The sequence below is a fragment of the Mucilaginibacter gilvus genome (assembly GCF_004054195.1).
GTDB lineage: Bacteria > Bacteroidota > Bacteroidia > Sphingobacteriales > Sphingobacteriaceae > Mucilaginibacter > Mucilaginibacter gilvus.
Map to the genome: position 1 here is coordinate 34258 of NZ_SBIW01000029.1, position 14739 is coordinate 48996.

A 14739-nucleotide genomic window follows, 5' to 3' on the forward strand; every position below is an offset into this window, starting at 1 on the left:
TTGATTCCTTGTGAATTAAGAAGTATGGTCGCAAACAATCTTCCACACCCCTTCTATCTTTCTAAACCATAGCGTAAAATAGCCGCCCGGCGCATCCTTTTCGCGCTTGAGGCTCCAGGCACCCATTACAAAGGCATCCTTGCTGCCCAGCAGTTCAATTTTATCCAGCCGAAAAGTAAGCTCGCCCATGGCGGCCTTATCGGGGTAGCCTTTTTTGTAATTATCCAGCGTGGTTTGCCAGCCGTAAGCGGGCCCGCGCTTGCCAATAAACATCAGCGAATCTGATTTCCAGTAGCCTTGCATAAACCCCTCTATGTCGCCCTTGCTCCAGGCAATTTGCTGATCGTGCATCAGGTTGGCAATGGCTTGTTTGTCTTTAGTTTGACCGAAGCCCGCGTAAGCGACAAACAGCAGGAGGAGGCAAGAAAGGAGGATTTGCTTTTTCATAGTGACTAAGATAAACAGGATTTATGGATTTTGAGATCAACACGATGAAAATCCCGAGCATCCGGACCAACACGCTATCAATCATTAAATCGTCTCGCCCCGTTAAATAAGCGTGTTTATCCATAAATAGCTAAACGGCAAAGCCCTCTTTAACACCAAACATCAATTAACCAGTTAAAAATCGTGTCAAAAATGTTTAGCTTTATACTTTCATCTTTCAGCTCAATCAATTTTATGAATAAACAGATCTTGTGTTTCGGCGAAGTTTTATGGGATGCCTTTGGCGAGGTAAAAAAAGCGGGCGGAGCGCCTATGAACGTCGCGCGCCACATGGTGCAGCAGGGCAATGATGTACTATTTGCCAGCAGCGTAGGCATCGACCCATCGGGCGTGGAGCTTACGGTTTTCCTGAAAGAGAATGGGTTGTATAGTGCCCTGCTGCAACGCGATGAAAACCTGCCCACCTGCGAAGTTACCGTTCAGTTGGATGAAGCTAATACGGCAACTTACATCATCCCCAAACCCGTTTCGTGGGACGATATTAAATTTACCGATGAGCTGGATGCCGCCTCAAAAACCGTAGGCGCGGTTGTGTTTGGCAGCTTGGCATGCCGCGACGAGGCTACGCTGAATACCCTTTTAACGATATTGGATGAGGGCGATGCCCTTAAAATATTTGATGTAAACCTGCGCCCGCCGCACTTTACCATGAGCACCATAGAAACGCTGGCAGCCCGTGCCAATGTGATAAAAATGAACGAAGAAGAAGCCGAACTGCTCATTCACGGCGGCAGCGGCGACCTTAGGGAGATGATAACCGAGTTTCAAAAGAAATTCCACACCCGCATTATCTGCGTAACCCGTGGCGATAAGGGTGCGATAATTTGGAACGACTACGAGTTTTACGAGCACCCGGGCTTTAAGGTAGAAGTTGCCGATACCGTTGGCGCAGGCGACTCGTTCCTGGCTACATTCATTACCGGTTTGCTGAACGATACCCCAATGGATCAGATATTACAAAAAGCTTGTGCAGTTGGTGCCTACGTGGCCAGCCAGCGCGGGGCCAACCCGGTTTATAAGGTGGATGAAGTATTGGCCCAGTTTTCGTGAGGGTAGCCTTTTATTTATTGAAATTTAGCCGGGTAAAGCTCATAGGTGCCACCCTCTATAGTATCTTTATCAACCACCGGGTTTAAAGGCACGTTAGGCGCTTTGTAAGTAACATGCGTAACAGGATCGGTTACCGAAAAGTTTAAATGAAAGCCGCCTGGATATTTGAAGAAAGGAATATTGATAAGGGTATCCTTGTTTTTTCCGTAAACCTGTACCTGCCCGAAAGCAGTAATACTTAAAACCGGGTAAGGATTATCGTGCACAATCACCCTTGTTTTCATAAAGTAGCGTTTGGCAAAGTCAAAATCATAAGTAAGCACAGTACCAAGGTTTTCTATCAACTTCGACCTTAAATTTTGCGCACCTGGTTGATTCCCCTTTTCGCTAACATTAACCGTTTCAGGTATCTCATTAAACTCTAAAAAGTAATTGCTCCCATTGCCGGATGTTGTAAAATGTATTTTATAAGTGCCGTCGATGCCCGTAATGGTCGAATCACGGTAAGAAATGAGTTGATAATCATAACCACCGTAAAAGCCGGTGTGCCTCTTGTATTCGGCAATTTTTAGCTTAACATATTGGTAAGGCTCTTTATTTATGTCATCATAAAATCTGCCTGAAATTGTGGTTTCAATATTTGGCTGCACAAGCTTTGCATCTTTTCTGCATGAGAAGAAGATCAAGCTGCACGCAGCAAATAAAGTGACGGTAAGCTTTTTCATAGGCTGGTAGCTAATTATACTTCAATTACGAAAACTATTAACTAATTGTGCAATTAAAAATAAAAAAATAAAATTTCCGATTCACATCAGTTTCCCAAATTCCGGTTCTTTGTCATATCAGCCTAACAATTCGGTTATATTGCGCGGCGCATCAAACTTTTGACTAAAATTATCCGTTACTTTATACTAAGAAAGGGCACAATATGCGCGGTTACGGATTTTCAAAATTCACACCCAACCAGATCCCCAAAGGTGGATTTGAAGAATTACTTAAGTTATTTCTGGAACTGCTTAACTACACCGCCGGTGATGCCGGCGAAGCCTTGGCCTGGCTAAACGAGTTGGATAAGCAATATAACCTTACCAACGATGAGTATGGTATGGGCGATTTCATCGACGAGCTGAAACAAAAAGGTTATCTTAATGAAGACAACCAAAGCGGAGAAATAAAGATAACGGCTAAAACGGAGCAGAGCATTAGGCAGTCGGCATTGGAAGAGATCTTCGGCAAGCTAAAAAAATCGGGCAAGGGCAATCACCGTTCACCGCAAAGCGGGCAGGGCGATGAAAAGAACGCCGAACGCCGCGAGTTTGAATTTGGCGACGCGCTGGACCAGATAGACATGACGCAATCCATTCAGAACGCACAAGTAAATCACGGCATAGGCGGCGATTTTATGATGACCGAGCGCGACCTGGAAGTGGAGGAAATGGATTACAAAACCCTCACCTCTACCGTGCTGATGATCGATATATCGCACTCCATGATCCTCTACGGCGAGGACCGCATCACACCTGCCAAAAAGGTAGCGATGGCGCTGGCCGAGCTTATCCGCACCAAGTACCCTAAGGATACTTTGGATATTGTGGTGTTTGGCAACGATGCCTGGCCGATAACCCTACAGGACCTACCTTACTTACAGGTAGGCCCTTATCATACCAATACTTACGCCGGGCTCGAACTGGCTACCGATATGCTTCGCCGCCGTAAAACGCACAACAAGCAAATTTTTATGATAACCGATGGTAAGCCAACCTGCTTAAAGGAAGGCACCAAGTATTATAAGAACAGCATCGGGCTGGATAGGAAAGTGGTAAATAAAACGCTTAACATGGCGGCACAATGCAAAAGGCTAAAGATCCCTATCACTACGTTTATGATTGCTAAGGACCCCTACCTGCAGCAATTTGTGCGTAAATTCACGGAAACCAACGGCGGCAAAGCCTTTTATAGCTCGCTGAACAATTTAGGCGAATACATTTTTGAGGATTACGCAAAGAACAGAAGGAAGAATGTGAGATGATTTGAAGAGTGTTAATTTGAAAATTTGAAGATGCGCTCTTCGTTTCAAATATCATTTTCAAATTCTCAAATCATCAAATTTTCAAATTAAAACATGAACAAACAAAATATAACAACACTTGGTCAGCTAAAGCAAACGGGCTATGTAAGCCGGTCTGTTAAGGATGAGTTGCGGGCTAACCTGATCACCCAGTTACAAAATAAAGAAGGCGGTTTTGAAGGCATAGTAGGTTTTGAGGATACCGTTATCCCTGATCTGCAAACGGCCATCCTTTCGCGCCATAACATATTGCTGTTAGGCTTACGCGGACAGGCAAAAACCCGTATTGCGCGCTTGTTGGTGAATTTGCTTGATGAGTATGTGCCCTACATCGAGGGTTCGGAATTATTTGATGATCCGTTGGCGCCTATCAGCTGGTATGGGCATAATGTGATCGAAAGCAAAGGCGACGATACCCCTATTGCCTGGGTACACCGCAGCGAACGCTATACCGAAAAGCTGGCTACGCCGGATGTTACCGTTGCCGACTTAATAGGCGATGTTGACCCGATAAAAGCGGCTACCATGAAACTGACATACTCGGATGAGCGCGTGATCCACTTCGGCTTGATACCGCGTGCACACAGGGGCATTTTCGTGATCAACGAATTGCCCGATCTGCAGGCTCGCATCCAGGTATCACTTTTCAACATCCTACAGGAAAGGGATATCCAGATCCGTGGTTTTAAACTGCGTTTGCCTTTAGATCTGCAGTTTGTGTTCACCGCCAACCCCGAGGATTATACCAATCGTGGCTCCATCGTTACGCCTTTGAAGGACCGTATAGAAAGCCAGATATTAACCCACTACCCGCGCACGGTAGAAATATCGCGCAAGATAACCCAGCAGGAAGCCATGCTTACCGCCGAGCAACGCAGCAACGTGGAGGCTGACGGTTTGGTGAAGGACCTGGTAGAACAAATCGCTTTCGAAGCGCGCGCATCAGAATACATCGATAAAAAATCGGGGGTTTCGGCACGTTTAACCATATCGGCCTACGAGAACCTGATCAGTAATGCTGAGCGCAGGATGATCATCAACGGCGAAAGCTCAACATTTGTGCGCATCTCCGATTTCCTTGGGGTTATCCCGGCCATTACCGGTAAAATAGAACTGGTTTACGAAGGTGAGCTGGAAGGACCCGGCAAGGTGGCCAATATCCTCATCGGCAAAGCCATTAAAACATTATTGCTGCAGTTCTTCCCCGATCCGGAGAAAGCAAAAAAAGCAAAAGGTGTAAACCCTTATGCCGAGATCATCAACTGGTTTGGCGATGGCAACAGTATTGCTTTGGTAGATGGCCTGCCTGCGCAGGAGTACAAAAAACTACTGAACGCGGTACCGGGCTTGAAAGATATCGTAAAGAAATTCCACCCGCGTTTAAGCGAGAATCAGTCCTTATTACTACAGGAATTTATCTTGCACGGCCTGGCAGAGTTCTCGCAGCTGAATAAAGGATTTTTAGATAATGGGTTCGCTTTTTCGGATATGTTCAATAGCTTGTTTAACTTGCAGCCCGACGACGACCTGGATGTTGACGACGACCGTTACTAACGCAATTTATTCACCAGCTTTATTTGAATGCAGGGCCCGCTAATTACTCTTCTGATCATCATCGTTCTGTTAGCCATCGACTATTATATTTTGCGGGGGCTGCAAACTGCTTTTAAAAAAACAAAGTTCATCCATAAAAAATGGTTTAAACTTTTCTACTGGGGATCGTCGTTGTTTTTAATAGCGGCGCTGTTCATCAGCATTTATGTAAAGCTTGGCGGCGTAGGGCTCCGTGGTGCTCTGCTGTTCCTGTTCTTTATCGTGTTTATCTTCAAAATATTTTACGTACTGTTTATTTTGGTGGATGATGCCCGCCGGTTTGTCATCTACCTCATCCGCAAAAATAAAAAGCCCGAACCTGCTGCCGAACCAACAACTGTTAAGGCAGAAACAGCGCTGTTTGGCTCTATCCCGCGGTCGGAGTTTTTGATGAAGGCCGGCCTGCTGGCTGGCGCCATCCCGCTTTATGCCATCAAACACAACATGAGCAAAGGGCTGTACGATTACCAGCTAGAACCTGTAACCCTTTACCTCCCCAACCTGCCAAAGGTATTTGATGGTATGCGCATAGCGCAGATCTCAGACATCCACTCGGGTAGTTTTCACAGCAAATGGCAAATGAAAGCCGGTATAGAAATGCTGATGAAACAAAAAGCCGATGTAATATTTTTTACCGGCGACCTGGTAAACGGCCAAACCGGGGAAGTAAAGCATTATATGGATGTTTTTGACAAAGTACGCGCGCCGCTGGGCGTTTACTCCATATTGGGTAACCATGATTATGGCGATTACGGCCACTGGCCAAGCCCTGCCGATAAGGCAAAAAACCTGGCCGATATGGTAATTGCCCACAAAGAATTAGGTTGGGATCTGTTGATAGATGAAAACCGTCGACTAAAAGTGGGTAACGACGAAATTGGCGTATTGGGTATTGGCAACTGGGGCGAAATGAGCCGTTTCCCAAAATATGGCCGCATGGATAAAGCCATCCAAAACACGGATGACCTGCCTGTAAAATTATTGCTCTCGCACGATCCTTCGCATTGGCGCGCACAAGTGGTGAAAGAGTATCCACAGATAGATGTAATGTTCTCGGGCCACACCCACGGCATGCAATTTGGCGTTCGTACACCGGAGTTTCAATGGAGCCCGATAGAGTATGTATATACCGAATGGGCCGGCCTTTACCGCGAAGCACAGCAGCAAATTTATGTTAATGTAGGCTACGGCTTCTTAGCTTACCCCGGCAGAATTGGAATATTGCCGGAGATCACTATTTTTACACTGAAAGCCGCGGCCGACCCATCTTTAAAAGCCTAAAATCCGCGAGCCAAACCATACCGGTGCCAATGAAAAAATTAGCCCGCTCTGCATTTGATTTTTTCCTGTTCAGTAACCTGTTCATGTCGCTTTGCGCGGTTGCGCAGGCATTGGTAACTTTTCACCTCATCGGTTCTAAACCGGTAACTACGGTTACGGGGTTATTGTTCACTTCCACATTAGGCATCTACAACTTCTGTATCCTGCTCTCCAAACCAAATAAGCCTGAGGCTTCGCCTTATAGACGCGTACGGTGGTTTTTTTCGCACTACCGGCTGATGGTAACGTTTACTATTGTGTCGTTACTATCGCTCATACCCTTGTTCTTTTTATTATCAATGGAATCAAGGATCCTGCTGGTGTTCCTCTCCATACTCTCCTTCTGTTACAGCCTTCCGCTTTTTACCATTGGTGAGCATAAATTTGGCCTGCGCAACATCCCGGGGTTAAAGCCTATCCTCATTACGTTGGTGTGGACGCTGAGCAGCGTTTTGCTGCCAATTTTAGAGGCAGAAAACCTGCACCTCGCAGATGTATCTATGCGCGATACGATGATATTAATAGCCAAGCGCTTTTTACTGATTGGCGCATTAACCGTGCCCTTTGATATCCGCGACCTGTTTCAGGACCGTCAATCGGGCTTAAAAACCATTCCCGTTGCCTGGGGCGAAAAAAACGCCTACCTGTTTTGCCAGGTGTTACTTGCGGGTTACGTGGTGTTGCTTTTCCTGTTCCGCAACAACGGCTTTAGTGTAGATTTTTTCGCGTTGACAACTACAGCCATATTGATGGGCTGGCTTATCTTCCGCTCTAAATGGGAAAGGAATGAGTATTATTATTTCTTTTACCTGGATGGTGTGCTGGTGCTACAGTATGTTGTGCTGGTGGTGTTTAATTGGGTAATACCGAGCTAACAGCCAAACAAGCTGCCTTTGCGCCATCCGCGCTACCGCTTTGTAGAAAATAATCCTTATAAAAGTATACGCTGTAGATACCCTTATTCGCATTACAAATTAAGATTTAGCTAAATATACCAAAAAAGCATAAGCAAATAAATGGCAAGCAATTACGATAACTCCGCTTCTTTTTACGATGGTTTGTCGCGCGCCGTGTTTGGTACCGCGCTGGTTGATGCACAAGCGTACTTTTTACCGCGGATACCGGCGGGCGCTAAAGTTTTAATTATTGGCGGCGGCACGGGCTGGATATTGGAAGAAATAGCAAAGGTACATCCCGCTGGTTTGCACCTGGTTTACGTGGAGATCTCTGCCAAAATGATGGCCCTGTCCCGCAAGCGAAATGCAGCCGCCAACGAAGTCGAGTTTATTAACCAAGCGATAGAGAATGTTAATTACCTTGAGTATTTTGATGTGATCATCACGCCCTTTTTGTTCGATAATTATAAAGAAACGACGCTGCCTTTAACGTTCGATCACATCCATCAAATGCTACAGCCCGGAGGCATCTGGCTGAATACGGATTTTCAGCTGACGGGCAAATGGTGGCAGTTTGTAATGCTGAAAAGTATGCTGTTATTTTTTAAAGTGCTTTGCGGGGTAGAATCGTGGCGGTTGCCCCACGTGGGTAAGGAATTTGAAAGGCTGGGCTATTCAGTTAAAGAGACGAAATTATTTTTTAAGGATTTTGTAGTGACGAGAATGTATAGAAAATAACACTCGCGGCTAAACTACAATTCATGTCATTGCGAGCGAAGCGCGGCAACCTCAGCATACGGTCCGTCCTATGAGATTGCCACGTCGCCCCTTTTCACCACCCTGCGCGGATCCTCGTAATGACATGGTGACGAAAACGACTTCTCTCTAATACACAAACTTATACCCTATCCCTCTAACCGTTTGCAAATAGGTTGGCGAATCGGGATTGTTCTCTATCTTTTTGCGGAGGCGCACAATATGCATATCCAGCGTACGGGTGTTCACATCGGCGTTGTAGCCCCAAACTTCCATCATCAGTTCTTCGCGGTTAATCACCTTGTTTTTATTTTTGAGGAAGTAAAGCAAAATGCGATTCTCTAAAATAGTCAGTTCGGTTTTGCGGCCATCGCGAATCAACAGGTGGGTATTGGGCAGGTGCTCCATATTGCCGAATTTATGCGATTCGGTTTTCTCATTGTTCAGCGAGAATTTTATCTTACTGTCTATCATCGCCACCAGCACATCCATATTAAAAGGCTTGGTGATATAGTCAGACACACCGAAATTATATGCCCCTATTTTATCAATATCCTGCGCCTTGGCAGTCATCATAATTACCAGTTTATCAAAACCCTTTTCGCGCAGTGTAGCGCACACTTCAGAGCCTTGCTTGCCGGGTAGCATCCAATCCAGCAGTACAATATCGGGTTGCTCGGCCAGTATCATGCTTTCAGCCTCTATACCATTGGCCGATTCTAAAACTTTATACCCTTCGCTTTGCAGGCGCTCGGCCACTAAAAACCTTAGGTTTTCGTCGTCTTCTACCAGCGCTATTTTAATTTCTTTGTTCATGTTTTATCGTAAAAATATCTTCTAAAAACCCAGATTGAAAAACTCGTCATCCTGAACTTGTTTCAGCACCCCACAGGACACGTCGCCGACATGCTAAGCGTTAGCATATTGCTTACTTTGCATGTGGGGTGCCGAAATAAATTCGGCATGACGTTTCTTTATTGCCCCACCGCCTGCGCTTGGTTAATTTTCCATCGGCAATGTAACAATAAACGTCGAACCTTCATTTATTTTGCTGTTCAGTGCTATAGTACCGCCCATAAAGTTCACCAGTTCTTTGCAAAAAGCCAAACCTAAGCCAACGCTGCCGTTTTGGTTGTACTGGTTCTCTATGCGGTAAAACTTTTTAAACACGTCGCCCTGCTCGTTCTTTTCCATCCCTATGCCCTTATCTGCAAAAGAGAATACAATATTACGCTTCTCCTGTTTTATCGTGATGAATAATTCCTTTTTTCCGGGATGCGAGTACTTATAGGCATTCTCCATCAAATTCTGAAAAACGCTGCCAAGCAGCACCGGGTCGCTGTTGAATTTGGTAACTTCCACCTGTTGCTCCAGCTTAAAATCCGGGTATTTAATTTTAAAGGTATCAATGTAACTTTTTACAAATTCCCGCAGGTTTATTTCCTCGCGCTTTACATGGATAGAGCGGTTCTCCAGCTGTGTAAAGGATAGCAGCTTATTCATCAGTTCGTTTAGCTTATCTGCCTCTTCATCCAGTATCTTGCCATAGTGCTTGCGCTGGCGTTCGCTTAGTTCGGCATCGCTCCTTAAGTTTGATCCTGCAATTTTTATAACACTTACCGGGGTTTTAAACTCATGGGTAAAGTTGTTGATAAAATCATACTGCAGCTTAAACACCTTTAAATTCACATTTAAATTACGGTAAATAAGGTAGCTGATGAGTACCAGAAAAAAATAGATCAGCAGCAATATGGCGCCGATGGGCAGGTATCGTCTATCTATCTCCTTATCTAAATGTGATCGCTCCGAACTAAAGTACAGCTTAAAGTTAGAGAACGCCCCCGGCAGTGCCGCTTCGGTGATCACTTTTTCCTTCGCCACGTCCAGCGGGTCGTAAACCACGGGCTGTATGGTTACCTCCTGGTACAACTCTCTGTGCGTATTATCTACCTTTAAAAAATGGGGGTCGAGCGAGAAAGTCATCATATTTTGCTTGCCAAAGCCATCGTTTCGTTTATTGCGCAGCAAAGCCCGGTATATACGGATATCTTCCCGGCGGGGGATGTTAACGTAACTTATCTTATCGGGGTTAACGTTGTAAAATGTTTTAAATATCTCGTCTTGTGTTGGCAGTCGCGAGGTATCGGCTACACTGATAAAAGTATTCAGCTTAAGCGCCATCTGCTTAAAATCATCGTCGGCGGCGCTGCTCATATCCTTTACACCGGCAATGCCGCCATTTTTGGGTTTGTACCGGTAAATGGTTTTTACAGATATCCCATCCGGGTTACCTGGTTTTGGGTTGCCTATTTGTATATCGTAAAACAACACCTTGCGCACAAAAGGGTACGCGCTAAAAACCGTTGCCGAATAATTGGCTGCCGACGCCGAATCCAGGAAGCCCTGGTAGGAGGTTATTTCTGGAATTTTGGTGAAGAAAAAATCGTTATAAGGGCGAATGGTTTGCTCCAGCACCTCAATTTTTTTGGAGGCGAATTCATTTTCCACATATTTGGAAGTAAGCTTGTACGATATAAAGATGGCGATGATAAGCGTTACCGTTATCAGGACCAAAAAGGCGGTTATCAACGAAAAATTGGTGCGGTAGATTTTGTTTTGCGCCTTCATAGCGGCTATTGTTTACCCTGCATGTTGGTATCCAAAAACTTCTCTATTTCGGCGTACATTTCCATACGATTATGCTCGCTGCGGAAAAATGCGCGCTCGTTTTCTTTTAACCGGTAAATAACCGGCACGTTACGTTTCATTAACTCGCGTACAAATTGGTTTAGCTCGCTGATGTTGGCTCGTGGATCTTTAGCGCCCTGGAATATTAATAGCGGGCTTTTTATTTTATCGGTATGGAAAACAGGCGATATGGCCCTTAGCTGCTCGGCATCTTTTTCGGGGTCGCCAATCATTTCGTAGGTCATTTTTAAAAATGGCTTGTAAAAGGCCGGCGCATCTTTTAGATAGGTAAAAAAGTTGATAAGCCCGTATTTTACCACGGCACAGTTATACAGATCCGGGTGGAAAGATACCCCATACAGTGCAGAGAACCCGCCAAACCCGCCACCAAAAATGGCTATCTTTTTGGGGTTGGCTATTTTTTGGTCTATCAGCCAATGCACGCCATCGGTAATATCATCCTGTATTTTGCTACCCACCTGTTTAAAGCCCGCCTTCCGAAAAGCCTTACCATAGCCCGCCGAGCCACGGTAATTCACCTGGAACACCGCATAACCGCGGTTGGCCAAAAACTGCACCTCGGCATCGTATCCCCACGAGTCGCGGCTCCAGATACCATCATGCGGCATTACAACTACAGGCAGGTTCCTGGCTTCCTTTCCGTTGGGCACGGTTAAGTATCCGTTAAGTATCAGCCCGTCTGATGCTTTAAAGCTAATGGGGCGCATAGCGCAAAATTCTTCGGGATGGATGCCGCTGTAGATATCCGCCAGCTTGGTTAGCTTATCTTCATTCTTCTCGTATAAATAATACGAACCGGGGTTCTTATCCGTATAGGTATTAATGATGAATTTATTCTCGGCGCTGTCGCGGTCAACAATGTTCATCTCATCGCCTTTCAGCTTACCCGCAATATTGCTGTAAAGCTTTTGAACATCGTTATTTAAAAAATGCTTTTGGGGCTTGGCCTCATCCCAATAAGCGTACTCAATACGGCGCTTATTTTTAGAATAGGCCAGGTCCATAATATCTGCAGTGGTACTGGCGTATACTACTTTTACCTCTTTACCACGGTCGGCATCTATTACTACCACGGCAGTTTTATCCCTATCAACGTTAGATAAAGCATAGAAATAATTCTTCTCACCTGTAAAAGCAACGGGCTCCACCTTATCGTTAAAATTGTTTTTGATGATGGGCTTAAAGGCCGCCTTTTCGTTGGCGCGATACAGGATGGTCTCATCAACCCCGTCAGACACTTTCACCAACCGGATATCCCCGTTAGGATCTGGATACCAGCGGGTAACGTTGCCGGGGTTTTGGATGTATAGTTTCAATTCGCCGGTTTTTACATTCATGCGGTACACATCAAAGTTGGCGGCGTCGCGCTTATTCATGCTTACCGTGATCACATCAGGCTGCAGGCGGTTTCGGTTTAGAATACGGATGCGCACCTTATCCAAATTAAGCAGGTTTTTGATCTTCAGGCTGGCAACATCCAGCGTAAATACCCTAAATTCGTCGTTGGCGATAATATCTTGTGTAAAAACTATCTGGTTGTTATACGTCCACGAATAATCTTTTACCGAATAATCGGTATACGCGGTGGCCATCTGTTCGGCACCGGTCTGCAACGATTTGATGTAGATATTTTGCTTATCTTTATAAGGCTTTAGGTACGATACGAATTTACCGTCGGGAGATATTTTGAAAAAGCTTTTCTCAGGCGTCCTAAAAAAGTCGCTCACAGGAATTTGTCTCACCTCGTTATGCTTACAGGCACACAATAAGGCAAAAAAAGCGACGAATAAAATTCTAAGGCGGCCAGGCATGAATTACAGGCTTAATTTATAATTAAGGGTCAAATTACTTATTTTAAAACATGCAAAAGCAAATGTCACTACAATTTTACCCTGCAACAACGTTATATACAATTCACGGGGGCGCATAAATATAGAAAAAGAATGAAGCGTTTTTTCATCATAGTTATACTCTTTTTTACTTGCAGCGCAAAACTTTTTGCACAAAACAACGACTTGCTGCTGGCCCGGCAATACGCGCAAAACGGTGACACCCAAAAGGCCCTGGATATTTACCTTAAACTGTACAAGCAAGATAACGACGCTTTTTACCAGCAGTACCTTAACGCCCTGTTAAGCGCAAAAAAATTTGACGATGCAGAGGCTATTACAAAAAAAATGGTGCGCAAGCACCCGGCCAGTTACGAGTACACCATCGCCCTTGGTACTATATATACCCAACAAGGCAATACCGATAAAGCCGATGCCATTTATACCGACCTGATAAAAAATTTGCCGGCCGAGCAAAACGAGATCGCGTCCATAGCATCACAGTTTTACCAGAACGCCAATGTGGATTACGCGGTGAAGATCTTTCAGCAAGGGCGGAAGATCTTGCATAACGACGCGCTATTTTCTTTCGAACTGATAAACCTGTACCGTTACAAGCGCGATAAAAACGGGCTGACCGAAGAATACCTGAATTTCCTCCCCGCAAATCAACCCTTTTTGGGCCAGGCCGAAAGCATGCTGGCTTCGGTTTACGAAGGGCCGCAGGATTATGATATCCTCAAATTCGCGCTGCTGAAACGTATCCAGAAAGATCCACAGCAGCTTATATATGTAAACCTGCTTACCTGGCAATACCTGCAGCAAAAAGATTTTGCACAGGCGCTTAACCAGGCACTTGCCCTGAGTCGCCGCCAAAACGACGACGGCAGCAATATTTATGAACTTTGTACCACGCTGAACACCAACGAGGCTTATGACGAGGCCATCCGCGGGTATGAGTATATTATTGCCAAGGGAAAAGATAATCCCAACTATGTATCGGCAAAAATAGAGCTCATCAACACCAAAAACTTAAAAGTTACTTCGGGTAAATACACACAGGCCGACCTGCTGGGCCTTGAGCAGGATTACCTTAACCTGCTGAATGAATTTGGCCGCAACCGCAGTACCGTTTTTGCCATGCAGAAACTGGCCAACTTGCAGGCCTTTAAACTACACAAACTAAAAGACGCCCAAACCCTGCTGGAAAGTGCCGTTGCCATTGCCGATGTTCGGCCAAATCTGCTGGCCGCCTGCAAAATGGACCTGGGCGATATATACCTGCTAAACAACCAGCCATGGGATGCCACCTTAACTTATAGCCAGGTGGAACTTGGGAACCCCAACACGACTGTTGGGCAGGAAGCGTTTTTACGCAATGCCAAACTGGCTTACTACACCGGCGATTTTAACTTAAGCCGCCGCCAGCTGGATGTTTTAAAAGCAGCCACCACGCAGCTGATAGCCAACGATGCGCTGAATCTATCGCTATTGATATCTGATAACCTGGCAATTGACAGCGCCGGAAGTGCCCTAAAAATGTACGCCCGTGCCGACCTGCTGATATTTGCCGAACAAACCGACAAAGCTATACTTACGCTGGATAGCATTGGCAAAAAATACCCGGGCAACGCGTTGGCTGCCGATGTATTGATGGCCAAAACCAAAATCCTTATCCAGCAAAAACAATATACCGACGCGGTGGTGCTGCTGAAACAAATTGCCGATAACTACCCCGATAACCTTTGGGCAGACGATGCCGTATTTATGCTCGGCGATCTGTACGAAACCAAGCTGAACAACCCGGCCCTCGCCCAAACCTTTTACCAAAAAATTATTACCGACTATCCCGGCAGCCTCTGGCTAAACGATGCCCGCAAACGCTTCCGGCTGCTGAGGGGTGATAAGAATGAGGCTTCTTAGTGAGTTTGAGTTTGAGTAGTATTAATTCCGAACGTGCGGTTGTGTTTAACTAAATAAAAAAAATCGGTGAAATCATTCTTCAATCTGT

Annotated in this window: 12 protein-coding genes; 7 read left to right on the top strand and 5 right to left on the bottom strand. The window is 45.4% G+C overall.

What is annotated here, in order from left to right:
• Positions 1-15 precede the first annotated feature (15 nt).
• Positions 16-447, bottom strand: a complete 432-nt coding sequence (locus EPL05_RS22660) for a YybH family protein (RefSeq protein WP_128536274.1) — start codon at positions 445-447, stop codon at positions 16-18.
• A 234-nt stretch (positions 448-681) separates the two neighbouring features.
• Here EPL05_RS22660 and EPL05_RS22665 point away from each other — a divergent pair, with 234 nt between their 5' ends.
• Positions 682-1557 carry a carbohydrate kinase family protein gene (locus EPL05_RS22665; protein ID WP_166727792.1) on the top strand — a complete coding sequence of 292 codons (876 nt, stop codon included), beginning with the start codon at positions 682-684 and terminating at the stop codon, positions 1555-1557.
• Between the two features lie 14 nt (positions 1558-1571).
• On the opposite strand, the gene EPL05_RS22670 is transcribed toward EPL05_RS22665, so the two are convergent.
• Positions 1572-2282, bottom strand: a complete 711-nt coding sequence (locus EPL05_RS22670; protein ID WP_128536276.1) for a hypothetical protein — start codon at positions 2280-2282, stop codon at positions 1572-1574.
• Positions 2283-2485: 203 nt separating this feature from the next.
• On the opposite strand from EPL05_RS22670, the gene EPL05_RS22675 reads away from it, so the two are divergent.
• The 5 genes from EPL05_RS22675 to EPL05_RS22695 all read left to right on the top strand — a co-directional run bounded on the left by EPL05_RS22675 (position 2486) and on the right by EPL05_RS22695 (position 8172).
• Positions 2486-3586 carry a vWA domain-containing protein gene (locus tag EPL05_RS22675; protein WP_128536277.1) on the top strand — a complete coding sequence of 367 codons (1101 nt, stop codon included), beginning with the start codon at positions 2486-2488 and terminating at the stop codon, positions 3584-3586.
• A gap of 93 nt (positions 3587-3679) precedes the next feature.
• Complete coding sequence (locus EPL05_RS22680) at positions 3680-5179, top strand: sigma 54-interacting transcriptional regulator (RefSeq protein WP_128536278.1); 1500 nt, start codon at positions 3680-3682, stop codon at positions 5177-5179.
• Between the two features lie 27 nt (positions 5180-5206).
• Entirely contained in the window at positions 5207-6499 is a 1293-nt protein-coding gene (locus tag EPL05_RS22685) for a metallophosphoesterase (protein WP_128536279.1), read from the top strand.
• Positions 6500-6528: 29 nt separating this feature from the next.
• Positions 6529-7413, top strand: coding sequence for a UbiA prenyltransferase family protein (locus tag EPL05_RS22690; RefSeq protein WP_243837361.1), 885 nt, complete (start codon positions 6529-6531; stop codon positions 7411-7413).
• Positions 7414-7554: 141 nt separating this feature from the next.
• Positions 7555-8172 (top strand): class I SAM-dependent methyltransferase, encoded by a 618-nt coding sequence (locus EPL05_RS22695; protein ID WP_128536280.1) that lies wholly within the window; start codon positions 7555-7557, stop codon positions 8170-8172.
• A gap of 147 nt (positions 8173-8319) precedes the next feature.
• Here the strand turns inward: EPL05_RS22695 and EPL05_RS22700 are convergent, their stop codons facing one another.
• The 3 genes from EPL05_RS22700 to EPL05_RS22710 all read right to left on the bottom strand — a co-directional run bounded on the left by EPL05_RS22700 (position 8320) and on the right by EPL05_RS22710 (position 12641).
• Positions 8320-9006, bottom strand: a complete 687-nt coding sequence (locus tag EPL05_RS22700) for a response regulator transcription factor (protein WP_128536281.1) — start codon at positions 9004-9006, stop codon at positions 8320-8322.
• Between the two features lie 183 nt (positions 9007-9189).
• A complete protein-coding gene (locus tag EPL05_RS22705) occupies positions 9190-10818 on the bottom strand; it encodes a sensor histidine kinase (protein WP_128536282.1) in 1629 nt (542 codons plus the stop codon).
• Positions 10819-10823: 5 nt separating this feature from the next.
• On the bottom strand, positions 10824-12641 hold the full coding sequence (locus EPL05_RS22710; RefSeq protein WP_166727793.1) for an alpha/beta hydrolase family protein: 1818 nt from the start codon (positions 12639-12641) through the stop codon (positions 10824-10826).
• Between the two features lie 201 nt (positions 12642-12842).
• On the opposite strand from EPL05_RS22710, the gene EPL05_RS22715 reads away from it, so the two are divergent.
• The gene (locus tag EPL05_RS22715) at positions 12843-14651 is read left to right on the top strand and encodes a tetratricopeptide repeat protein (RefSeq protein ID WP_128536284.1); all 1809 of its coding nucleotides are present in this window, start codon (positions 12843-12845) and stop codon (positions 14649-14651) included.
• The last annotated feature ends 88 nt before the right edge of the window (positions 14652-14739 follow it).

What these genes read in the sequence shown, in the direction of transcription:
- EPL05_RS22685 (WP_128536279.1), top strand. Translation starts at nt 5,207, where the DNA reads ATGCAGGGCCCGCTAATTACTCTTCTGATCATCATCGTTCTGTTAGCC.
- EPL05_RS22695 (WP_128536280.1), top strand. Translation starts at nt 7,555, where the DNA reads ATGGCAAGCAATTACGATAACTCCGCTTCTTTTTACGATGGTTTGTCG.
- EPL05_RS22670 (WP_128536276.1), bottom strand. Translation starts at nt 2,282, where the DNA reads ATGAAAAAGCTTACCGTCACTTTATTTGCTGCGTGCAGCTTGATCTTC.
- EPL05_RS22715 (WP_128536284.1), top strand. Translation starts at nt 12,843, where the DNA reads ATGAAGCGTTTTTTCATCATAGTTATACTCTTTTTTACTTGCAGCGCA.
- EPL05_RS22680 (WP_128536278.1), top strand. Translation starts at nt 3,680, where the DNA reads ATGAACAAACAAAATATAACAACACTTGGTCAGCTAAAGCAAACGGGC.
- EPL05_RS22690 (WP_243837361.1), top strand. Translation starts at nt 6,529, where the DNA reads ATGAAAAAATTAGCCCGCTCTGCATTTGATTTTTTCCTGTTCAGTAAC.
- EPL05_RS22660 (WP_128536274.1), bottom strand. Translation starts at nt 447, where the DNA reads ATGAAAAAGCAAATCCTCCTTTCTTGCCTCCTCCTGCTGTTTGTCGCT.
- EPL05_RS22705 (WP_128536282.1), bottom strand. Translation starts at nt 10,818, where the DNA reads ATGAAGGCGCAAAACAAAATCTACCGCACCAATTTTTCGTTGATAACC.
- EPL05_RS22700 (WP_128536281.1), bottom strand. Translation starts at nt 9,006, where the DNA reads ATGAACAAAGAAATTAAAATAGCGCTGGTAGAAGACGACGAAAACCTA.
- EPL05_RS22675 (WP_128536277.1), top strand. Translation starts at nt 2,486, where the DNA reads ATGCGCGGTTACGGATTTTCAAAATTCACACCCAACCAGATCCCCAAA.
- EPL05_RS22665 (WP_166727792.1), top strand. Translation starts at nt 682, where the DNA reads ATGAATAAACAGATCTTGTGTTTCGGCGAAGTTTTATGGGATGCCTTT.